The organism is Streptomyces sp. NPDC017520 (assembly GCF_044329855.1).
GTDB lineage: Bacteria > Actinomycetota > Actinomycetes > Streptomycetales > Streptomycetaceae > Streptomyces.
The window spans coordinates 64,146-86,308 of record NZ_JBIRKB010000006.1 but is presented as its reverse complement, the minus strand read 5'-3'; the positions used below and the strand labels follow the sequence as shown (position 1 = coordinate 86,308).

12 protein-coding genes, 1 tRNA gene, 1 other RNA gene and 1 pseudogene are annotated in these 22,163 nt (G+C 74.0%); 7 read left to right on the top strand and 8 right to left on the bottom strand.

What is annotated here, in order from left to right; genetic code table 11:
• The 4 genes and pseudogenes from ACH4KB_RS16220 to ACH4KB_RS16205 form a co-directional block, all read right to left on the bottom strand.
• A pseudogene (locus ACH4KB_RS16220) lies at positions 1-1,089 on the bottom strand (hypothetical protein); the annotation flags it as partial.
• 2 nt (positions 1,090-1,091) lie between these two features.
• Positions 1,092-1,946 carry a hypothetical protein gene (locus tag ACH4KB_RS16215; RefSeq protein WP_398066596.1) on the bottom strand — a complete coding sequence of 285 codons (855 nt, stop codon included), beginning with the start codon at positions 1,944-1,946 and terminating at the stop codon, positions 1,092-1,094.
• Between the two features lie 94 nt (positions 1,947-2,040).
• Complete coding sequence (locus ACH4KB_RS16210; protein WP_398066595.1) at positions 2,041-2,751, bottom strand: Crp/Fnr family transcriptional regulator; 711 nt, start codon at positions 2,749-2,751, stop codon at positions 2,041-2,043.
• A 455-nt stretch (positions 2,752-3,206) separates the two neighbouring features.
• Positions 3,207-5,018 carry a lysyl oxidase family protein gene (locus ACH4KB_RS16205; RefSeq protein WP_398066594.1) on the bottom strand — a complete coding sequence of 604 codons (1,812 nt, stop codon included), beginning with the start codon at positions 5,016-5,018 and terminating at the stop codon, positions 3,207-3,209.
• A 436-nt stretch (positions 5,019-5,454) separates the two neighbouring features.
• Between ACH4KB_RS16205 and ACH4KB_RS16200 the strand changes: the two genes are divergently transcribed.
• Positions 5,455-6,408, top strand: a complete 954-nt coding sequence (locus ACH4KB_RS16200; RefSeq protein ID WP_398066593.1) for a hypothetical protein — start codon at positions 5,455-5,457, stop codon at positions 6,406-6,408.
• Between the two features lie 149 nt (positions 6,409-6,557).
• On the opposite strand, the gene ACH4KB_RS16195 is transcribed toward ACH4KB_RS16200, so the two are convergent.
• Positions 6,558-10,526: a WD40 repeat domain-containing protein gene (locus tag ACH4KB_RS16195; RefSeq protein WP_398066592.1), complete on the bottom strand. Its 3,969-nt coding sequence runs from the start codon at positions 10,524-10,526 to the stop codon at positions 6,558-6,560.
• A gap of 753 nt (positions 10,527-11,279) precedes the next feature.
• On the opposite strand from ACH4KB_RS16195, the gene ACH4KB_RS16190 reads away from it, so the two are divergent.
• Positions 11,280-11,687, top strand: coding sequence for a hypothetical protein (locus ACH4KB_RS16190; protein WP_398066591.1), 408 nt, complete (start codon positions 11,280-11,282; stop codon positions 11,685-11,687).
• 375 nt (positions 11,688-12,062) lie between these two features.
• Positions 12,063-13,487 carry a tol-pal system YbgF family protein gene (locus ACH4KB_RS16185; RefSeq protein ID WP_398066590.1) on the top strand — a complete coding sequence of 475 codons (1,425 nt, stop codon included), beginning with the start codon at positions 12,063-12,065 and terminating at the stop codon, positions 13,485-13,487.
• Positions 13,488-13,637: 150 nt separating this feature from the next.
• On the opposite strand, the gene ACH4KB_RS16180 is transcribed toward ACH4KB_RS16185, so the two are convergent.
• From ACH4KB_RS16180 to ACH4KB_RS16170, 3 genes are all read right to left on the bottom strand, one after another.
• On the bottom strand, positions 13,638-14,246 hold the full coding sequence (locus ACH4KB_RS16180) for a DUF2867 domain-containing protein (RefSeq protein WP_398066589.1): 609 nt from the start codon (positions 14,244-14,246) through the stop codon (positions 13,638-13,640).
• Between the two features lie 325 nt (positions 14,247-14,571).
• Positions 14,572-15,477, bottom strand: coding sequence for a phosphorothioated DNA-binding restriction endonuclease (locus ACH4KB_RS16175; protein WP_398066588.1), 906 nt, complete (start codon positions 15,475-15,477; stop codon positions 14,572-14,574).
• A gap of 418 nt (positions 15,478-15,895) precedes the next feature.
• A tRNA-Ser gene (locus tag ACH4KB_RS16170) sits at positions 15,896-15,983 on the bottom strand.
• A 144-nt stretch (positions 15,984-16,127) separates the two neighbouring features.
• On the opposite strand from ACH4KB_RS16170, the gene ffs reads away from it, so the two are divergent.
• The 4 genes from ffs to ACH4KB_RS16150 all read left to right on the top strand — a co-directional run bounded on the left by ffs (position 16,128) and on the right by ACH4KB_RS16150 (position 22,127).
• Positions 16,128-16,222, top strand: an RNA gene (gene ffs, locus ACH4KB_RS16165) — signal recognition particle sRNA small type.
• Positions 16,223-16,364: 142 nt separating this feature from the next.
• Entirely contained in the window at positions 16,365-18,623 is a 2,259-nt protein-coding gene (locus tag ACH4KB_RS16160) for a DNA polymerase III subunit gamma and tau (RefSeq protein WP_398066587.1), read from the top strand.
• A 206-nt stretch (positions 18,624-18,829) separates the two neighbouring features.
• Positions 18,830-20,080: a phosphoribosylamine--glycine ligase gene (gene purD, locus ACH4KB_RS16155; protein WP_398066586.1), complete on the top strand. Its 1,251-nt coding sequence runs from the start codon at positions 18,830-18,832 to the stop codon at positions 20,078-20,080.
• Between the two features lie 340 nt (positions 20,081-20,420).
• The gene (locus tag ACH4KB_RS16150) at positions 20,421-22,127 is read left to right on the top strand and encodes a hypothetical protein (protein WP_398066585.1); all 1,707 of its coding nucleotides are present in this window, start codon (positions 20,421-20,423) and stop codon (positions 22,125-22,127) included.
• Positions 22,128-22,163 lie beyond the last annotated feature (36 nt).

Genomic DNA, 22,163 nt, shown 5'->3' with positions numbered 1-22,163 from the left:
ACCGTTCCGGGCGCCGCCCCCGTCCCGGCCCCGGTCGGCGTGCCCGTTCGGGGCCCCGCCACCGTCCCCGTCCCGGTCGGCGTGCCCGTCCCCGGCCAGGTCCCCGTTCCGTAGCGGGTCGCCGTGTTCCTCCTCCAGCCGCTGGCGCAGCCGGACGGCGACCAGTTCACGGGTGGGGGCGGGCGGGCAGATCGCCCCGTACCGCCCGGCCAGCAGCGGGTTGGCCGCCGAGCCGACGCTCACCACGACCACCGCGTACGAGCCCTGCTCGGCCAGCGCCGAGGCCAGCTGGTCCAGGTCCATCCCGTCGGGCGGCAGGGTGCCCGGCCGGTCCAGGGACGCCTCCAGCAGATACCCGGTGCCGCGCGGGTGGCCGCCCTCCCCGCCCATCACCTGCGTGGTCAGCCCGCGAACCCCTCCGCCCGGGTCGGCGCGGCGCACCCGCTCGCTGTTCTGCCCGCCCTCGCCGTCGCGGGTGACCTCCTCCAGGAGCGCCAGCGCGGTGCTGGCCCGGCCGGTGCCGGGGGCCCCGCCGAGCACCAGCAGCCGACGGGCTTCCAGGGCCCGGCGCAGCCGTACGTACCCCTCCGGCTCGATATGGGTCCGGCGAATCCGCAGCAACTCCTCCTCGGGGACCGGGCCGTCGCGCGTCATGAGGCCCGAACGCCGGGCGTCGAGACCGATGTTGATGTCGCCGATGTGGAGCTGGCCGACGTCGGAGCGGTCGAAGCCGATGAGGTCCCGGCCGCTGGCGAGGAGCTTCTGTCCGGACCGCCGGGCGCGCGTGGCGGCGGCGGCGTCGGTCGGCTCCTCCTCCCCCTGCTCCTCGGCGAGCGGGTCGCGGGTCCGGTCCTTGAAGCGGTCCGCGGCGCGTTCGCGCTCCTTCTCCCGTTCGGCGGCCTCGTCGTCGGCGGAGGCGGACGAGACCGAGGCGTCGGAGGAACCGGGCGCGTCCGCGCCTTTCGGGGCGTCCCCGGCCCGGTCGTCCCCCCGCGCCCCACCGTGCGGCGGGGCCTCGGGGGAGCGGGCGTCCTTCGCCTTCGGGGCGGCGGGCTCGGCGGGGCGCTCGGCCACTGCTTCGTCGGCCATGCTCAGTCCTTCCGGGGGCCGGCGCCGGTGACGCGACCGATGTGCACGGGCTGCTGGTAGACGTTGTGCTGGTGCACGGACAGGTCGCCCTGCGCGGTGTACCGAGCGGACGCGTCCCCGTCCCCGTCCCCGCCCTCGTCCTCCTCGTCGTCCCGGTCGTCCCGTACGTGTTCCGGAGCGGCGGCGGCCGGAGCGCCGGCCGGGCCGGATGCCGTTGTGCCGGATGCCGTCGGGCCCGGCTCCGCCGGGGCGCTCGGCCCGATGTCCGGCGCGGGGCGGCCCGGCAGGTGGAACCAGGCGGAGACCTCCCCCTCCTTCAGGGCGAGCCGCGCCCGGGAGAAGCGCGCGGGCTCGATGAACTTGCCCCCGGCGGAGACCACGTCGGCGTAGAGGGAGTCGGAGACGGCGAGCACCAGATCGGCCTGCTCGCGGTCGAGCAGCTGCCGGGCGACGGACGAGTCGGCGAGCCGGCACGTCAGATCGACCGCACGCCCGCTGATGCCCCGGCTGTCATGGCGTACGGGACCGACGTGCATGGCCACCCGCAGCCCGAGCGGCACGAGCAGGGAGCGGTTCTCCTCACGCAGGTTCTCGTGGACCTCCACCATCCACAGCCCGAGCAGCCGCGTCACCGCGATCCGGCCGGGGACCGACACCAGCACGCCGTCCCCGCGGTCCTCCATGTGGACGGCGTCCCGGCCCACCCCGGCCTGGGCGAACGCGCTCTCCAGAACCCGGTAGATCCGTGCCCTCATGCGCGGCTTGTCCGCGTCGCCGTACTGCCCGGAACGTCTGGCGTCCACGCTGATGACCAGCTCGTAACGGGCCTCTCCGGCATCCAACGCGTCGTGCTCCACCGCGTGTCCCCCGCTCTCTCTGCGCTTGCCGTCCCGTACAGCTTCCGGCCCGGGACGCAGGCCGTCTGTAGCCGTTTACACACGGCGGGGGTTCCTACTCCCGATGGCCCTCCGCGAGGAGAGCGAGCAGCGCGGGGTCGAGGATCTCCACCATGCGCGTACCGGTGCGCACGATCTTCTGGGTGCGCAGCAGCCTCAGCGCCTTGGCGACGGCTTCGCGGGTCGCCCCGACGGTGGCGGCGAGTTCGTCCTGGGCGAGGTGGACGACGGCGCCGGTGGCCCCGGGGCCGGGCGCGGACGGCGCGTAGGGGCCGGTGGGAGCCGTTCGGGAGAGCTCGGTGAGCCGGCTCGCCAGGCGCTGGAGGACGGTCAGGGAGGCGAGGGCGGAGCGCTCCTGGTCGGCGCTGCGCAGCCGGAAGGTCAGTTGCCGGATCACCAGTCCGCTGACCCGGGGGTGGGTGGCGAGGAACCGGCGGAACGCGTCGCCGCCGATGACGGTCGCCTCGACGGTCCCGAGGGCCCGTACGGTGGCGCTGCGGGGGTGCTGGTCCAACGCGGCCATTTCGCCCAGGAGTTCCCCGGGCCCTCGTAACCCGAGTATGAGCCGGGTGGTGCCGCGGTCGGTGACCTGGGAGACGGTCACCCAGCCGCGCAGCACGATGAACACATGGCCGGTCCGGTCGCCCTCGGTCAGGAGCGGGGTGTCGGCCGTGTACTCCTTGCGGTGTCCCAGGGCCATGACGCTCTCGTACTCCGGGGCGGTCAGAGCCCGCCCGAACGCCAGCTCATCGCCGAGCAGCCCCATGGCCACTCCCCCCGCGACGGTATGTATGGCCCGATCTCGTTGGCGTAGATGTTTCCAGAACCACCCCTTGAGGCGAGTGAATTGCGCCACACATGCACTACGCGTGAGTAACCGATGCGTTGCCTGGTCGGCTGCGGTGTCCGCCGCGACAGTCCTCTCCGCAGCCGCGTTGCGGAGGGAAGCCGTCCGTAGGGCCCCGGACACCGTGGGTGCTCCTGGTCGTGTCCCTGACCGGCGAAGTCGTGGCGCGGCGGGGATGAGGCCGCAGTCCCGCGGTGGGGCGGTGCCGGAGTTACGGGTGCACGGGCGAGTTGGCGAGAACTCAGGTTTCGCTCGGGCATGCCGCCGGCCCCGGGAACACCCCCCCCGCCCGGGCATGCCGCCGGCCCCGGAAACACCTCCCGGGGCCGGCGGAACGTACGGTACGGAGCGCCGCGACGCCGCGCTTGCGCGTGCTAGTTGGCGTTCACCAGATGGTGGGCGGGGACCTTCACGGTGCGGGCGCCCTTCTTCCCTCCGAGGACGACCTTGCGCAGCGCGCTGTTGTTGTTGTGGTTGGTCTCCTTGAGCCGGTTCTCCGGGTTGGCGAGGACCTGGATGTAGTACGTGCCGTTCGGCAGGTTCGTGATGTCGAAGGACTGGCCGGGCAGGTCCTGGGTGTAGGTGTCACCGGAGCCGACGTCGAGCACCTCGCGGACGGAGATCGAGCTCTCCTGGCCGCACGCGGTGGACAGGTCGGTGTTGTCCGGGTGCCAGTTGGCGTTCTTCACCGTGTAGTCGACGGCGTCGGTGTTGGCCAGGCAGAACGCCTCCTTGCCGCTGCGCACCGACTCCTTCTGGTCGGCCTTCAGCAGCCGGTAGCTGGCGAAGTCCGTGAAGTGCCAGTGCTCGTGGCCGGGGCGCGGGTCCCACTCCATGGTGCCGGTCGGGGTGTAGCCGACCTGCTTGCCGGCGGCGTCGTAGAAGTACTGGTAGGCGTCCATCAGCTCCTTGCCCGGGGAGCGGAAGCCGTCCACGACGAGCTTGGCCGGGCCCGCGTTCCACACGTTGGCGCTGAAGGCGAGGTAGTCCTTGCCGGGCACCTCCTGGTAGCCGTCGCTGACGGTGATGCCGTACGCGGGCAGCGAGCGCAGGTCGGGCTTGGGCACGTCGGGCACGGTCGCCTTGCCGGTGGGCCGCTTCGCGTTGGGGCGGGCGCCGGGCGCCTGGCGCGACCCGTCGGTCTGCCCGGCACGGTCGCCGGTCCGGGCCGCGGAGAAGGCCTCCCGCTGGAGCGACTCCTTCTTCAGCGCCCAGGGCAGGGCGGCCGGGGCCGGCGGGTAGGGCCCGTGGCCGACGTTGAACGTGGAACCGGCGCCGGTCGTCCGGGCGGCGGGGGCCTCGGTGCGGGCCGGGGCGCCGTGCGCGTGTGCGGAGGGCGCGGCGGGCGCGGAGGGCGCGGCGGCCTTCCCGTGCCCTTCGTGCCCTTCGTGCCCTTCGTGCCCGGCGTTCTCCCCGTGGCCCTGGTGCGCGGACGCGGCGCTGCGGCTGCCGGCGGGGACCGGGGGCGGCTCCTCCCAACTGCGCTCGCGCACCGTGACCTTGACGGTGCGGGTCTGGTTGGCGATGCCGAAGAGGTCGCGGTACTTCTTGGCCACGTTGATCTTGGCGGTGTACGTACCGGCGGCCAGCTGGACCGGCTTGGAGTAGTAGCCGGCGTAGGTGTTGGACGCCCAGCCGTTCTCGACGCCCCACACCGAGCCGAGGGTGAAGGGGTTCACCGGACAGCTCTGCGGATACTTCGAGTTGGCGGGTGCGTCGGGCCGGACCCGCCCGGAGGCGTTGTTCGGGCAGAACGCCTCGGTCTGGCTGAGCACCGTCTTGCCCGCCGCGTCGGTGACCTTGATCTGCGCGAAGTCCGGCAGCCCGGAGAAGTCCTTCACGAGCCCTGCGGGAAGCGCCTTGGTCGTGGTCTTCTTCCCGTTCCGGAAGACCTGCGAGGCGACGACCGGGTCCTTGTAGGACTTCCGGGTCACCTTGAGCTCGAAGGCGCCGTTCTCGGAGGTGAGATACGTCCCGAGATCCAGATAGACGCCCGGATCCTCCTTCCAGGAGTCGAGCGTCACCGAGGTGGAGGCGGCGATCAGGCTGAGCTTCGGCGTCGGCTCCGCCGTCTCGGCGCCGGGCGCGGCGGCGACGACGCCCGCGGTCACGGCGACGGCCGCGGCGGCGGCGATCGAGGGGCGGGTCAGACGGTTCGTGCGGCCCTGCGGGAATCTGGTCATCATTCCTCGTACTTCCGGCTTCCGGGTGCGTGACGGAACGTGGACGAGCAGCAGGGCCCAGCTCAACTCCCCTGTGGCGACGCTGTGTCCGGCCTGTGAGAAGCGGAGTGGCCCCCACAGGTTGTCTGCACTCACCCGGACGGCCCACAGTTGTCCGAAAAGTACCGCCCGGGTCTCCGTGGGGGAGTCGGGCGGGAAGCCTCGGCACGGCTCCTGCGCAGCGGCTCTGCCGGACGGCGCCCCGGCTCGCTTTTCGGCCAGGGGCACCGACAGCGGACCGGTTCGCCTCTTGCCGGCTCCGAGGCGCGGCGGGAGTCCACGCATTTGTTCACGGCTGCGGCCCGGGTGACCGAACAAACCGTGCCGCGCTGAACTGGTCCTGCGGCGCCGGGGTCCGGCCGGCGAAGCCCGCGTCACAGCACGGAGAGAGGTCGTCGGGATGTTCACGAGGGGACGCGTCGCCATGGTGGCCGCGGGGCTGGTGCTGGCCGTCGGAGGTTGCGCGGGCGGAGCGGACGGCGAGGCAGGCGCGTCGGGGAAGGCGGGTGCGTCGGGCGAGGCAGGTGCGCCGGGGAAGGGGACGGCCGATGCGGCGCCGGCCCGGCCGCCGTCCAAGGAGCTGGTGCGGTGGGTCGGCGGACTGTGCGAGTCGACGACCACGATCGAGGACCTCCGGAAGGACAGCGCGGCAGACCTGCGGGAGATCCGGAATCCGCCGGAGGCCCCCGGCCCGTCGGCCGAACTGCTCGCCATGAGCTACCTCTCCGGGACGCCGAACGCGGTGGAGAGCGTGGACCGCGACCTGAGGGGGCTTGGCCGGTCGGGCGTTCCCGCGGCCGACCGGCTGCTCGCCGCCTGGCTGAAGAAGCTGGCGGCTGTCCTGCCCGAACTCGCCGAGGTCTCCCCGGCCGCGGCGATGGACGACGCCGAGGGCAGTGCGGCTGGTGTCGACAAGCTCGTACGGTCCCTGACCCCGCCCGAGCCGGACCTGCCGGAACTGACGGAGAAGGACCCGCGGCTCGCGGCCGCGCACGAGCGGGCGAAGCAGTGCGCCGCGGGGTGGGAGCCCGGGGAGACCGGAGGGGCCGGCGAGGGGTCGGGCCCGCCCGCGCCCGACCCCACCGGCCCGCTGCCCGCGGCAGCCGACGGCAAGAACACCGACGCCTGCTCGGACGGAGCGTGCGAGGTGCTGGTGACCTCCACGGCGCACATCACGGCGAACGGGGTGAGCGTGCACGTCACCGTGGCCGATGATTCCGTCACCTTCCTGACGGCGGGCACCGTGATGCAGCTGGGTGGCGCGGGCGGCGAGGCCGGGTTCGGCGACGAGCTGAAGGCGGTCGTCGTCGCGCACAACCAGCAGGGCGCCGTCCTGAAGTTCAGCACTCCCTGAGCCATGGGGCCAAGAGCCAAGGGCCAAGGGCGCGCACGGACGGTGGGGGCGGCCGAGCTCGCCCGCCCGGGGAGGGCGGACGCCGAGGTCGGCCGCCGAGGTCAACCGTCGAGGTCGGCCGTCGAGGTCGGGCAGCGGGCCGACAGGCTTCAAGAGGTCTCGCACACCGCCCGGTATCCGAGTCGCGGCAGGAGCTGCCCCCATTCAGCGCGCGTGAGCACTCCGCCGGTGTGGTCGCACACGTACTGCGCCGCGCGTCGCGTGTCCAGGAGCCATACCCGGGCCGTCAGGTCGTAGCCCGCGGAGACGAGGGTGTCGCCCTCCGGGCCGAACGCGACGGACGTCACGGTGTCGACGTGTCCGGCGAGCTCCCCGCCGGCGGGCTCGGCACGGGCCGGCTCCGCCACGTCCCACAGCCGTACCGTGTGGTCGCTGCCGCCGGTGGCGAGGGTCTTCCCGTCCGGTGAGTAGGCCACCGCCCTGACCGGCCCGCGGTGCCCGCCCAACTCCTCGCCGATCCGCCGGGCACGGTCCGGGCGGCGTACGTCCCACAGCCGTACCGCGCGGTCCTCGCCGCCGGTGGCCAGCGTCCTCCCGTCCGGGGAGAAGGCGACCGCGTTGACCGACTCGTCGTCCCCGGCGAGCGCCTCGCCGGCGGCCCGGGCAGCTGCCGGGTCGCTCACGTGCCACAGCCGTACCGTGCCGTCCTCGCCGCCGGTGGCCAGCGTCCTCCCGTCCGGGGTGAAGGCGAGGGAGCGGACGGCGTCCCCGTGGCCGCGCAGCGGTGCGCCGAGCGGCCGTGGCCGGCCTGGCCGGCGTACGTCCCACAGCCGCACCGTGCCGTCCTCGCCGCCGGTGGCCAACGTGCGGCCGTTCCGGGCGAACGCGACGGTGTTGACGCCGCCGTCGTGCGCCTTCAGCGGTCCGCCCAGCGGTACGGAGCGTTCGGGCGCGGAGACGTCCCACAACCGTACGGAGCCGTCCAGCGCGCCGCCGGCCACCGTACGGCTGCCCGGGGCGAACGCGACACTCAGCACCCGGTCCTCGTGGCCGGTGAGCATCCGCGGGATCCGGCGCGGGCGGCCGGGCTCCTCGACGTTCCACAGGCGGATCAGCGCGTCGTCGGTGCTGGCGGCGGCGAGCAGCCGGCCGTCGGGGCTGTGGGCGATGCCGGACACCGGGTTGGTGAAGTCCGAGAGGACGGTCGGCGGCCGGTGCCAGAGGCGGACGCCGCGGTCGGCGCCGGCGCTGGCGAGGGTACGGCCGTCGGGGCTGAAAGCCACCTCCCACACGGCTCCCGCGTGGCCGGCCAGGGGCTCCCCGAGCTGCTGCGGATATGCGGGGTTGGCCACGTTCCACAGGATCGGCGCGTCGTCCTCGCCCGCGCTCACCAGGGTGCGGCCGTCGGAGCTGAAAGCCACCGACAGAACGGGCGCGGTGTGCTCGGTGAGCGGATCGCCCAGCGGTCGCGGGCGCCCCGGCTCGGTCACGTCCCACAGCCGTACGGTGTCGTCGAAGCCGGCCGTGGCCAGCGTCCGACCGTCCGGGGAGAAGGCCACCGTCCAGACGGAAGCGGTGTGTTGGCGCAGCGGCGCACCGAGCGGCTCGATCCCGTCGTCCCGGTCGAACCGCCACATCCGTACGGAACCGTCGAAGCCCGCCGTGGCCAGGGTGCCCCCGTCCGGGGCGAACGCGACGGCGCGGACACTGCCGTCCTCGGACCCGTCGGCCTCGACGGGCGCGCCGAGCGGCCTGAGCCGGTCCGGGACGCTCAGGTCCCACAGCCGTACGGTCCCGTCGTCTCCGGCGGTGGCCAGGGTCCGGCCGTCGGGGGCGAACGCGACCGAGACGACGTTCTTCCCGTCATGGCTCACCAGCGGCCGGCCGACGGAACGGGGTCGCTCCCGGTCGTGTACGTCCCACAGCTGCACGCCGCCGCCCTTGCCGGTGGCCACCAGCAGGTCTCCGCGTGACGGAGCGAAGGCGACCGCGCCGACCGGGCCCGTACGGAGTCGCAGCGGTTTCCCCAACGGCTTCCCCGGGCCCCCGGCCGGGCCCGCCGGCCCGGGCCGCGCGGCGGTGTCCCACAGCCGCACCGTGCCGTCGTGGCCGCCGCTGGCGAGGGTGCGGCCGTCGGGCGCGTACGCCACGGAGCTGGCGAGACCGGCGTGACCGGGCAGCCGGGTGGCCAGCGTCCGGCCCGCGTCCGAGGCCAGCCGGGTCCGGGTGTCGGGCGTGGAGCGTATGCCGTGCGCGGCGACGTCGAGGCGGCCGGCCAGCCCGGCGCTGATCTCGCGGAGGCTGTCGGCTTCGGTGGTGAGGCGGCCGAAGACGGCGTCGTCCCGCTCGGTCTGCGCGGTGGCGCGCGCCTGGAGGGCGACGACGGCGGTGCCGGTGGCGAGCAGCCCGAGCGCGGCGAGCAGGGCCACGACCGTACGCCGCAGCCGCGCGGTGCGGTGCTGGCGACGGAGCGAGGCCGCGAGGAACTCCCGTTCCGACCCGGTGAGTTCGACGCCGCGCCGACTCTCCCCGTCGCGCCGGCTCTCCCCGTCGCGCCGGCTCTCCCCGTCGCCCCGGCTCCCCCGGGCTCTCCGGCGCTCCCCGGCCCGCCGGCCTCTCGCCGTGGCGCCGCCGGGCCGGGCGGCGTCCTGCGGGAACGCGTCGCGAGCGGCGTCCAGGCGGGAGCCCGCGTACAGCGCGGCACTCTCCCGGCCGAGCGCCTGCCAGGTGCGTGCCGCCTCGGAGAGCGCGCGGTGGACGCGCAGCCGGTCGCGTTCGGCGTCTATCCAGGCGCGCAACCGGGGCCAGGCGGTGATGAGCGCCTCGTGGGCGAGGTCGACCGTGCCGTCGTCGAAGGTGATGAGCCGTGCGCGGACCAGGCGTTCCAGCACCACCCGGGTGTCGGCGGGGCTGCCGAAGTCGAGCTCCGTGTGCTCGGTGGGGCGGCGCGTGTCCGCAGTCCCGTCGCCGGGCGCGACGAGCCGGAGCAGCACATGGCGGGCCACCTCGGCCTGCGACGGCGTGAGTTCGCCGAACACCTGCTCGGCCGTGCGGACGACGGCGCCGCGCAGTCCGCCGGCCGCCTCGTACGCGGCCTCCGTCAGGACCCGGCCGCTGCGGTGGCGCCAGGTCTCCAGCAGGGCGTGCGACATCATCGGCAGACCACCCGGGGCGCCCTCGACCTCGTCCAGCAGGCGGTCGGTCAGGGAGCGTTCGACGATCAGGCCCTCCGCGGCGGCCGGGCGCACGATGGTCTCCCGCAGCTCCGCGCGGCCCATCGGCCCGACGAGCAGCGTGGCTCCCTGCAACGCGGCGGTGAGGCCCGGGTGTTCGGCGCAGCGGCCGAGAAAGTCGGCCCGCACCGCGATGACGACGCGCAGCCGACTGCCGGCCTCGGTGGCGGTGATGAGGTGGTCGATGAAGGCGTCCCGGTCGGCCGGGTCGGCGCCGAGTGTGTACAGCTCCTCGAACTGGTCGACGATCAGCCAGGTGCCGGCATCGGTGTCGGGCACGGGTACGAGCCGGTCGGCGTGCGTGCGCAGCGGGGCGGGGCCGGGCGTGAGGATGCGCACGGCCGCCGGAGCGGTCCCGTCACCCCCACTGCCCGTACCCTCGGGCGGGGTGCGCAGTCGCGGGATCAGACCGGCGCGCAACAGCGAGGACTTGCCGCTGCCGGAGGGGCCGAAGACGGCGGTGAGGCGCCGCTCGCGATTCAGTGCGGACAGCCGCTCCACGAGCCGGTCGCGGCCGAAGAAGAGTGCGGCGTCACCCGGTTCGTACCGGGTCAGGCCGCGGTACGGCGGCCGAGAGGTCTCGCCACCGGACGCCTCCGCGGCCAGCTCTGCCGAAGCCTCGCGCCAGCGCCGCTCCCACTCGACCACGTCACCGCCGCACGCCTCCACATAGGCGAGCGCCACCGCCCGGGTGGGCAACTGCCTTCCGGCCGCGGCCTGGGACAGGGTGGTCACTCCGTACCGCGCCCCTTGGGCCATCGCCCGGTACGTGGGCTTCCCCGCCGCCTCGCGCAGCGCCCGCAGGCCGGCGGCGAACCGCGGCACCGGGCCTGCCTCCGGATCCAGCTCGCCCTCGGCGCGCCCCGGCCCTTGGTGTCCCGACATGTGCCCGCCCCGCCCTCGGTACGCCGGTCTCCACCAGGACTTCACCCGGTGCGTCTGCTCGGGCGCTCAGGGTAGGCAGCCGGGGGGCCCGGCCGCAGCCGTACCGCTGGGTATCCGCAGGCGGGGCACGGGTGTTCACCCGATCTTCACGCCGGGGCCGAGGACGGTCCGTGCCGCCGGGTTGTTCGGGGCCGGGGCGGGGGCTGCTGAACAACGGCGTACGGCGCTGGAATTGCCGAGAAGGGCGGCCGGGGCCGCCCCGCCACGCGGTCCGGGCCCTGGAGAACGGGGGAGGGCCCGGGCCCCCCACTCCCGCGACAGGCGGAAGGAGACTCGGTGCGGAAGAAGACTCATGTACGGGTGGCCTCGCGCCCAGTGCCGGGCCCCGGGGGCGGGGACAGCGGCCCTCGCGGTGCCGCGTGCGGCGAACCACGAGCGCCGGCCCGCCCGGCCACCGCGACAAGGGCCGACACCGCGACGGGAGCGGTCCACGAAGCCGACCGGCCCCGGGGCAGCGACCCGCCGAACACGAAAGCGTGAGGTGACCCCATGCAGAACTTCTCCCCCCAGCGAGACCCGTCTGGCCCGTCCGACCCGTCTGGCCCGACTGGTCCGCCTGTCCCACCTGGCCGGTTCGACCCGCCTGGCCCGACTGGTCCGCCCGGCCGGTTCGACCCGCCTGGCCCGACTGGCCCGCCTGGTCCGACTGGTCCGCCCGAGGAGGCGGCGCGCGTCTCCGGGGCCCTCGTCTTCGTGTTCGTGGTCGTCGCCGTGCACGCGGTGGGCACCGCCCTGGGCGGCTGGGTGGTCCTGGACGAGAACTACAGCAAGCAGGAGCACGGGCAGGACCTGATTCTGCCGATGGGCATGGCCTGGTTCGTGGCGCTGTTCTGCTGGGGACTGGCGGCGCTTCAGACCGCCTGCGTCGCCCTGGCCGGCAGGCGCCGACCGTGGACCCGCGCGGTGCTGGCCGCCTGCCTGGCCCTGGTGGGGTGCTCGACGCTCATCGGCTTCCTCGGCTCGCTGCTCTCCGGAGCGCCCAGTCTCCCGGTGCTGCTGGTCTTCGGCGTCGACGCGGCAGCCCTGTGGGTGCTGCTCGGAGGCACCGCGCACCGCTGGTTCTCCGTACGCCGCCCGGCACGCACTTCACCTCGGGGGTGACGACGCATGAACCACTCGATGGACGAACACGACCCGTACCGGCGGCCCGATGAGTCACCGGAGTCACCGGAGTCACCGGGGTCACCGGGGTCACCGGAGTCACCAGAGCCACCGGAGCCACCGGGGTCACCTGGGTCACCGGGGTCACCGGGGTCACCGGGGTCACCGGAGTCACCAGGGTCACCAGGGTCACCGGGGCAACCGGGGCCACCGGGGTCACCGGAGCCACCGGGGTCACCGGAGTCACCAGGGTCACCAGGGTCACCGGGGCAACCGGGGCCACCGGGGCCACCGGGGCCACCGGGGTCACCTGGGTCACCTGGGTCACTGGGGCAACCGTGGTCACCCGGGCAACCGGGGTCGCTGGAGTCACCGGTGCCGCCCTGGCCACCCGAGGCCCCCGGAGCCCCCGAGGCCTCAGCGACCCCGGCGCCGTGCGACGCCGTGGCGGCCGCGATCGGCAATGCCTCCCTGCTCGGCATCGGGTATCTGCTGCTGGGCCACCGGCGGCTGGCCTCGGTCGCCGTACTCGGCACCGCCATGCTTCTCACCCTCGCCGCCTCGACTGCCGCGACCTGGTGCGAGGTTCTGCTGCTCCTGTGGTGGGCGGCCGGCGTCGCCCACGGCTGGTTCCTGACCCGCCGACGTGAGCACGTCGTGCGGCGGGTGCGGCGCTACGGCGCCCTCGTGGTCACGGTCGCGGTCGTGCTGACCGCCGTGCTGCTGCGCGTAGGCGCACACGGGATCGAGAGCCGGGTGGACGAGGCCCGTGAGGCCGGTGACTGCGAGGAGGCCGTCGCCGCGCAGAGCGAGGTGCGGTCCGGACACCGCGTGGTGGGAGCGACGCTGGTCGAGCCCGGCGACGCGGTGGTGGAGACCTGCCGACGGCTGGAGCGCGCCGCGTCCACGCTGTACGACGCCGGGCAGACAGGGGACACCGAGGAGTTGGAGCGGGGCTTCGGCGTTCTCGCCCGCGTCCTGAAGGAGCCCGGCCACGAGAGGACCGTCCGGACGACCCTGGACACCTTCCTCGACACCCTGCCCGCCGAGGGCGCCTGTGACACCGCCGAGACGGCCGGCTGGCTCCGCGACCGCGAGCCCACCCGCGACGTCCTGGACCGGGCGGCCGACGCCGCGACGCGTACGGAACCCGCCGCACTGGCCGGATGCGGCGACGCCCTGATGGGCGAAAAAGAATGGAAGCAGGCCCGCGCGCACTACCAGCGACTCCTCGACGCGTACCCGGACGAGCCGCTCGCCGGCAAGGCGCGCAGCGGCGTGAAGAAGGCCGCCCTGGCCATCGAACTCGACGAGGTGCGCGCTCTCATCGGGGCCACCTACAGCGCGGGATCCGGCTACTGCGACAAACCCGCCAAGTACAGCGCCGCCCCGCCGTACCGCAAGGGGACCAACCGCGCGTTGTTCCTCGGCGACAACGATTACACCGGCAAGCTCCCCGCCGACTGGCGCACCGATGACCCCGTCAAGGCGGCGCTCGTGGTCTGCGCGGACACGGCGGAGAACGGCGCCGCCGTCGAGTCCTGTTCCTACGAGAACAACAGGTTCAAGCACTTCCCCCACCGCGTCACCTTTCACAAGGTCAAGGTCCCGCTGCAGGTCTACGAGCTGCGCACCGGCAAGCGCGTCGATCCGAGCTCGGTGCAGATCGGCGGGAAGAGCTGCCCGGCCGTGCTGCGCTACGAGTACTACGGCACGTACAACTACGGGCCGGGCGACCAGTTCGTCTCCACCACCAAGTCCGGCATACGGGACGCCTTCCGGCCGGTCGTCACGCGCTGACCACGCCGGGCCCGGGCTCGGGTCTGCGAAGGGCCGGCCTCTCAGGTCGGCGCGGACAGACCCGGCGAGGCGCGCCCCCTCGCCCCCGACGGCTTCGGCGAGGAGGCGGCACCTCGCCGAAGCCGTCGAGGTCGAGGGGGCGGCAACGCCTCAGTCCGCCGCCCGATGCTCCGCGTTCTCCTGCCACTCCCGGCCGATCGACCGCATCAGGGCCGGATAGACCCCCAGGTACCGGAAGGGTTTGATACCCGCCATGTACAGGGAGCCGAGTCGGCCGTTGGGCTTCACCAGGACGGCCAACTGGCCGCGAAAGCCGCCGTTTCCATCGGGGACCCAGCCGATGTGCAGCACTCCGTGCATGGTCTTGTTGGCGCACTCGGCGGCCCACTCGTCGTGCGCCTGGAAGACCGAGGTGAAAGGCGCCGTACTGAGGTCGGGGCCGCGCGGCCCCTCGCGCAGGTCGTCGGGCAGCCGGTCGCGCAGCGACGCCACCCGGCCGCCGACGCCCGCGTCCGGCTTGTCCCACCCGAGGAGCGCGCCGAGTCTCCACCGCACCGCGAAGAGGAAGCGGCCCACGCGGTTGCCGCCGTCCGGACCGCCCTTGTCGTCCGCCATCTGGTCGACCAGATGGCGCAGGTCGTCCGGGCCACCCGGCGTCGGCAGCACCCATACGTCCTCCAGCCGGAAATCGCCGGCGATCTCGTGAATCCGCCAGAGGCGGGAGGTGTGGTCGCTCGGGGGAAGGCGCAGGTCACTCATGGCGATTCCCTTCCATACGGCGGCGTATAGAACGAGCATAGACCATCTGTACGGCCCCGTATATCGGTCGGGATGATGTGACCAGGGACATGGCAGGGGCGCGGTCCGCACGCCACGCGACAGGGCGACCGAGGAAGGGCTTCGCACGCTCGCCGGCGGCGGCCATGACGCTGTCCGGAACGAGGTCCTCGCCCAGGCGCCCGGTGTCACCACGGGCGGCTTCTACGGCTACTTCCGCAACCGCGCCGCGCTGCTGGAAGAGATGCTCGACACCTGGGAACGCGAGGTCGCCGAGGGCGCCATCGAGCCCCTTACCGCAGCAGCCCTACGCCCTCAGATCAGCGGTCGTGGCGGGACGCGGGCTGCCATGGAAGACCTGGCTGGTGTGCCAGGAACGGTGGGCGGCGGCGATGGGGTGAACGCCCGGCTGGGGCCCGATGAGCGGTCGGCCGGCGAGCGTGATGACGTGCTCGCGGGCGGCGGTGCTGCGGCCGACGAAACTCTGCGAGACCAGGATGCGGTGGCCCTCGCCGAGGCCGAGTACGCCTTTGTCGAACAGCTTGTGGTGCAGCGAGCACAGGCACAGCCCGTTCTCGACGTCGTCCGGCCCGCCGAAGGCCCACCAGCGCACATGGGCGGCCTCAAGCCCCACCGGCACCGCGCCGATCCTGCCGTCGTACCCGCAGAAGGCGCACCGATACTCGTACGCCGTCAGGACCATCTCCCGCATCCGCCGGCCCCGCTGCCTGCGCGTGGCCGAGAGCGGTCCGGTCTCCACCTCCTCCAGCTCCAGACCGACGGCTTCGCACAGCTCGCCGTGGAGGGAGGACGGGAAGTTCAGATCGAGCAGCACCCGTGTCATCCGGTGGAGAAGGGGTGGATCCCGCCGCAGAGCCTCCCGTAGCTCCGGCGCCAGCCGCCCGGCGGCGCCGCTTGCGCGCAGTTCCCTGATCCCAACCCCGGGGCTGCCCGGACCGCGCTCGGTGCGCACCTCCCAAACGCCGTCATTCACCAGGTGATGGAAGGGGTAGGCGGGAGTCGTCCGGCTACCGGGGCCGTATTCGGCGAGCAGTCCCTGTAGGTCCTTCTCCACGACGCTGTACCGCAGCTCGCCATCGGCGTCCTGCTGGAATCGGCTGAGCGCGTACAGGAACAGCAACGGCTTGTGCGGAGCCCGGGTCCCGCTCCTCGTCCATTGCCTCAACTGCGCGGCACGCTCGACCCAGTTCATGGTCGACGATCGTAGTGGCGGTTCGCCGCAGAGCTTGGTCGTGGGTTCGCCCCCAGTGGCGGGCGAACACTGGGCCACGATGCGGAACGCGCCGCCCGGGCATGACGCGGTGGATGCGGGCGAGGGCAAAGCCCCGTTCGTCGTCGCGCAGGTGGCACGAGGCACACAGGTGGGTCGGGCCGAGCACGAGCTTGCTGAGGGTGCGTACGCGGACATCGCTGTATGCCAGGTTCTCCCCGCATCCGGCGCCGATCTCCTCGGCGCCCGGGCCGCAGGGGGATCCGGCGCCGAACGGGTCCGGAGTCGGAAGCCCCGTGAGGGCGGCCCGCGCGGCCGAGACCAGGAACCGAGGCCACCAACGTCGAAGGCCCCCGCAGCGAGCTGCGGGGGCCTTCGACGTATTGCCCGGTGAGAGCAATGGCGGAGGATACGAGATTCGAACTCGTGAGGGGTTGCCCCCAACACGCTTTCCAAGCGTGCGCCCTAGGCCACTAGGCGAATCCTCCGCCGCAAACAATACAAGACGTTGGAGGGTGCTCGCGAACACGTTCGCCGAAGATCGTCCGGAGAGGGGCTGAGGGGAGGTTCGGCTGCCGTTCGGCGGGGCGGGTGGGTGGACCGGAGGGGGTGGGGATCCGCTAAGGTGGGCGTCAGCCCCTCACGTGGCGCTATCTGACTGAACTCCCCCAGGGCCGGAAGGCAGCAAGGGTAGGTCGGCTCTGGCGGGTGCGTGGGGGGCCCTTTGCGTTTCGGGGGCGTTGTCGCGGGGAGTCGGGGGGCCCCGGCCGGGCCGGGCCGCGCTGGGTGGGTGCTGTGCCGTGGGCTGGCGGTGAGGGGATCGGGCGGCGTGGGGCCGGTTGTCAGTCGGCCCCGATAACCTCGTAGGTGTGTCGTCCCTTGCGCTGTACCGCCGCTACCGCCCCGAGTCGTTCGCCGAGGTCATCGGTCAGGAGCATGTCACTGACCCGCTCCAGCAGGCCCTGCGGAACAACCGGGTCAATCACGCGTACCTGTTCAGCGGGCCGCGCGGCTGTGGGAAGACGACCAGCGCGCGCATCCTCGCCCGCTGCCTGAACTGCGAGCAGGGGCCCACGCCGACCCCGTGCGGGGAGTGCCAGTCCTGCCAGGACCTCGCGCGCAACGGGCCGGGTTCCATCGATGTGATCGAGATCGACGCCGCCTCGCACGGTGGCGTGGACGACGCCCGTGATCTGCGCGAGAAGGCGTTCTTCGGGCCCGCCTCCAGTCGTTACAAGATCTACATCATCGACGAGGCGCACATGGTCACCCCGGCGGGCTTCAACGCCCTGCTGAAGGTGGTCGAGGAGCCGCCGGAGCACCTCAAGTTCATCTTCGCGACGACCGAGCCCGAGAAGGTCATCGGGACGATCCGGTCGCGTACGCACCACTATCCGTTCCGGCTGGTGCCCCCGGGGACCCTCCGCAGCTATCTCGCCGATGTCTGCGGGCGGGAGAACAGCCCCGTCGAGGACGGCGTCCTCCCGCTCGTCGTGCGCGCCGGGGCCGGGTCCGTGCGTGACTCGATGTCCGTCATGGACCAGCTGCTGGCCGGTGCTGGCGACGACGGTGTGACGTATGCCATGGCCACCTCGCTCCTCGGGTACACCGACGGCTCCCTGCTCGACTCGATCGTCGACGCCTTCGCCGCCGGCGACGGTGCCGCCGCCTTCGAGGTCGTCGACCGGGTCATCGAGGGCGGCAACGATCCTCGTCGGTTCGTGGCGGACCTCCTGGAGCGGCTGCGTGATCTCGTGATCCTCGCCGCCGTGCCCGACGCCGGCGAGAAGGGACTCATCGACGCCCCCGCAGATGTCGTCGAGCGCATGCAGGCCCAGGCCTCCGTCTTCGGCGCCGCCGAGCTGAGCCGCGCCGCCGACCTGGTCAACGACGGGCTAACGGAGATGCGCGGGGCCACCTCGCCGCGCCTCCAGGTCGAGCTGATCTGCGCCCGCGTCCTGCTGCCCGCCGCCTATGACGACGAGCGGTCGCTGCAGGCCCGCCTCGACCGGCTGGAGCGCGGGGCCTCGGCCGCCGCTGCCGCCGGGTTCGCCGCGCCGCCCGCCGCCGTAGCGCCGATGGGGTACGTACCGGGCCCCGACGCCCACGCCCCCCAGGCCCAGACCCCCCACGCCCACGCCCCGCAGGCCGCGGGCCCGGGCGCGGCGCGTGCAGCCGTACGGGGCGAGGCGCCGCCCGCCCCCGCCGCCCCCGCCTACGCACCGCCCGCCGCCCAGCCCGCCCCGCAGGCTCCCGCCGAGGGCTATCCGGCCGGTCCGCAGGCCGCCGAGCCCGCCCAGCGGCCCGGTTCCTGGCCCGCAGCGGCCGACGGGGACCAGGCCCGTCGTCCCGGCGGCTGGCCCACCGCGTCCGCCCCCGGCAGCGGTCCGGCCCCCGCCGCCTCCCCGCCGCCCGCCGCCGCCCCGGCCGCCCCCGCCGCTCCGGTTGCGCCCGAGGGCGGTCAGAGCATGGCCCAGGGCGCCGCCCAGGTCCGGAACATGTGGCCGGACATCCTGGAGGCGGTCAAGAGCCGCCGACGCTTCACCTGGATCCTGCTCAGTCAGAACGCCCAGGTCGCCGGGTTCGACGGGACGACGCTCAGGATCGGCTTCCTCAACGCGGGAGCCCGGGACAACTTCGCGAGCAGCGGCAGCGAGGAGATCCTCAAGCAGGCCCTCGTCGAACGGTTCAACGCCCAGTGGCGCATCGAAGCGGTCATCGACACCTCCGGTGGCGGCGGGGCGCCCCCGGGTCCCGGTGCGGGCGCCGGACGTCCCGCCCCGCAGTACCAGCCCGCCCCGGCAGCCCCCGCCGCCCCGGTCGCGTACGAACCCCGGCCCCAGCACTCCGCCCCGCAGCAGCCCCCGCCCTCGCCACAGGGGCAGCACGCGCCGCCGCCCCAGCAGCAGCCGCCGTCCTCCGCGCCGCCGCAGGGCCGGGAGGCCGCGCCCGCTCCCGAGCCCTCCCACAGCTCCTACGGGTCGGAGCCGCCGCGTAACGTCGCCCCCGAGGACGACACCCCGGAGGCCGACGATCCGGATCTCGTCGACTCCGCCCTCTCCGGTCACGAGCTGATCGTCCGCGAGCTGGGCGCCACGGTCGTCGAGGAGTTCACCAACGAGCAGTGACGAGCAGTGGCGAATGGTAACGAACAGTGACCGTCGGTAGCGGGCAGCGGCGAGCGGTGGCAGAGCAGTAACCCGGTGACGCGCAGGGCGCTCTGCCGCGCCGGACGCGTTGCCGCGTCGGCGCGGTGGCGGCGAGAACGGGAGGCCGCCCGTCCACGGACTGGTGGCCGTCCGAGCTCCCCGCGCCCGGCGGCTAGGCTGCACCCGTGAAGGTCCTCGTCATCGGCGGCGGCGCCCGCGAACACGCCCTGTGCCGCTCTCTGTCCCTCGACCCCGATGTCACCGCTCTGTACTGCGCCCCCGGCAACGCCGGCATCGCAGAGGTGGCCGAACTGCACCCGGTGGACGCGCTCGACGGTGACGCCGTCGCGCGCCTCGCGACCGAGCTGGGCGCCGGGCTGGTGGTCGTCGGCCCGGAGGCGCCGCTCGTCGCCGGGGTCGCCGACGCCGTGCGCGCGGCCGGCATCCCCTGCTTCGGCCCCTCCGCCGAAGCCGCGCAGCTGGAAGGCTCCAAGGCGTTCGCCAAGGACGTCATGGCCGGGGCAGGCGTTCCCACCGCCCGCAGCTACGTCTGCACCACCCCCGCGGAGATCGACGAGGCCCTCGACGCCTTCGGCGCGCCGTACGTCGTCAAGGACGACGGCCTCGCGGCCGGCAAGGGCGTCGTCGTCACCGACGACCTGGCCGCCGCCCGCGCCCACGCGCTCTCCTGCGACCGCGTGGTCATCGAGGAGTTCCTCGACGGCCCCGAGGTCAGCCTCTTCGCGATCACCGACGGCACCACCGTGCTGCCGCTCCAGCCCGCCCAGGACTTCAAGCGCGCCCTCGACGGCGACGAGGGCCCGAACACCGGCGGCATGGGCGCCTACTCCCCGCTCCCGTGGGCGGACCCCAAGCTGGTCGACGAGGTTCTCCAGTCCGTGCTCCAGCCGACCGTCGACGAGCTGCGCCGACGCGGCACGCCCTTCTCCGGGCTGCTCTACGCGGGCCTCGCGATCACCTCGCGCGGCGTGCGGGTCATCGAGTTCAACGCCCGCTTCGGCGACCCGGAGACCCAGGTCGTGCTGGCCCGCCTGAAGACCCCGCTCGCCGGTGTCCTGCTCGCCTCCGCCAACGGCACGCTCGACGTCCTCCCGCCGCTGAACTGGCGCGACGACGCCGCGGTCACCGTGGTCATCGCCTCGCACAACTACCCGGACACCCCGCGCACCGGCGATCCGATCGACGGGCTCGCGGACGTCGCGGCGCAGGATGCCCCCGACGCGTACGTCCTGCACGCCGGGACCCGCGCCGAGGGCGGCGCGGTGCTCAGCGCGGGCGGCCGGGTCCTCTCGGTGACCGCGACCGGCAAGGACCTCACGGCCGCCCGGGAGCGTGCCTACGCCGCGCTCGGCCGGATCCGCCTGGACGGCTCCCAGCACCGTACGGACATCGCCCTGAAGGCCTCCCGGGGCTGACCTGCCCGGTCACCGGCTCCTCGCGCACCGTGGCCCCTCCGCCCGCCCCCGTACGCCACCGGCGTACGCGGAAGGCGCGAGGGGCTGCCCCATGTCCGGGCGCGGCGGCGAGCGGTCGGCCAGGCCGCTTGCTCATGGACGCGAACACGTCAGCAGCTTTACCCAAAGCCATTCCATCGGGTGACGGCTGGGCCATCCGGATGACGGCTGCCGGGGCCCCAACTAGGGTGCGGCGCAAGCGTTCGGGCACTTGGCCCACCGGCATTGCGATGTCGGTGGCGGGTGCCACAGTGGGGGAGTGAGCAACACCGTCGCGTGGCAGAGGGGGTGACGTCCGGCCGTGTCCGGTATCGATGTGGGTGAGGAGCTGGGGGCGCGGGCCGCACAGGCCCGAGCGCTCTCCCTGCTGCGGATCCGCGGCAGGGCACTGGCCGTGGCGATCCTGCCCGCGGCCGTCGCCGTCGTGCTGTTCGCGGCGGGCGCGCAGGGACGCCTGGCCGGTCCGTCCTGGGACGCCGTGCGCTGGGCGGTCCTCGGCGTCGCGGTCGCCGTGCTGCTGGTGACGGTCCTGGTCGCCGTCTCGGTGGCCCGCGCGCGGCCCGCCATGAGTCCGACCGTCTCCGTGCCGGAGGAAGGGGCTCCCGACCTCTACCGCCTGGTCCGGGACCTGGCGGCCCGGCTCGACGTGCCCGCGCCCTCGGCCATAGCGCTGACCCCGGACTGCGACAGCTGGCTGGAGGACCGGACGCACCGGGCGCTCCGGAGGGGCGCGGGGGTCGCGGCGGAGGCCGGGGTCGCCGCCCCCGTCCTGGTCATCGGCTCGCCGTTCCTGTGGTGGATGCGGGTCGCCGAGCTGCGGGCGGTCCTCGCCCCCGTGGTGGCGGGCACCGGCCCGTCCGCGCACCCCGACATAGCCGCCGCCCGCCGCTTCGTACGCGGTCTGGACGCCTCGATCGCCGATGCCGCCGCCCCTGGCCGGGGTGCGGTGCGGGGGGCGCCGCTCGCCTTCACCGGCTGGGTCTCCCGGCTGCTGCTGCGGGCCTGCCGGGACCATGCCGCCGAGATGGAGCGCTGTGTGGCGGCCGCCGCGTCCATGCGGGCCCAGACGGTCGACCACGGGCTGCGGATCGCCGCCCAGGAACAGGTCGGCCTCGCCTATGCCGGCTGGGACCGGCTGCTGACCCGGGTGGCGCTGCCCGCCTGGCGGATGGGCCGCTGGCCCTCCCGGCTGGACGCCGGAGTCGTCTCCGCGCTCACCGAGCTGTCCCGCCGGGACCGGCTGGCCGACGGCTTCGCCCTGCGCCTCGGCGAGCGGCCCGCGTGCGATCTGCTGGAGGAGCCCGGGGTGGCCGACGAGGCGGCGTCCCTGCTCGCCGCCCGGCTCTTTCACGGCGGCCCCGCCGAGAGCGGTCCGGGCTGGGCGCCGGTGGACTGGCACCAGTATCCCGACGAGGTCGTCGACCGCAAATGGCGTACGGAAGCGGCCCGGCTGCACCGGGTCCTGGACACCTTGGGTGTCCCCCGGGCCTCCGCCGCCGACCCGGCCGTCCCCACGCTGGCCAGGGTCATGGAGCATCTGTCCGGTTCCGGGGGACCCGGCGGTCCGGGCGAGGAGCTCGCGGCGGGTATCGGCGCGGCGGTCGCCCGTGAGGCTGCCGAGGCCCCGGGGCACGGCCGGCCGGGGCACAGCGGCCCCGAACCCGGCGGTCCCGGTCACGGCGGTATGGGGTCCGGCGCGGCCGACGACCCCCTCGACCTCTGGGGGCCGGGACCGCTGCCCCTCTTCCCGCTCCAGCCGCCGCGTACGGGCACCGAGTTGCTCGCCGACCACGTCGCTGCCATGGTCTGCTGCGCGGCCGTGGACACGGCGGGCGCGGCCCCCGGCCTCGACTGGCTGGACGGCCCCGCCCTGCTCGTCGGCGGCCAGCGCCGGGCGGACCTCGCGGCCCCGGTCCTCAGCCTCGTCGAGGACGGCGATCCGGACCCGCTGCTGTCCTGGCTCGCCGAGGTGGGAGTGCGCTCCGACAAACCGGTGCGACTGGTCTGAGCACAAGCCGACGGTCGTGCCGGCCTGAGCGCAGGC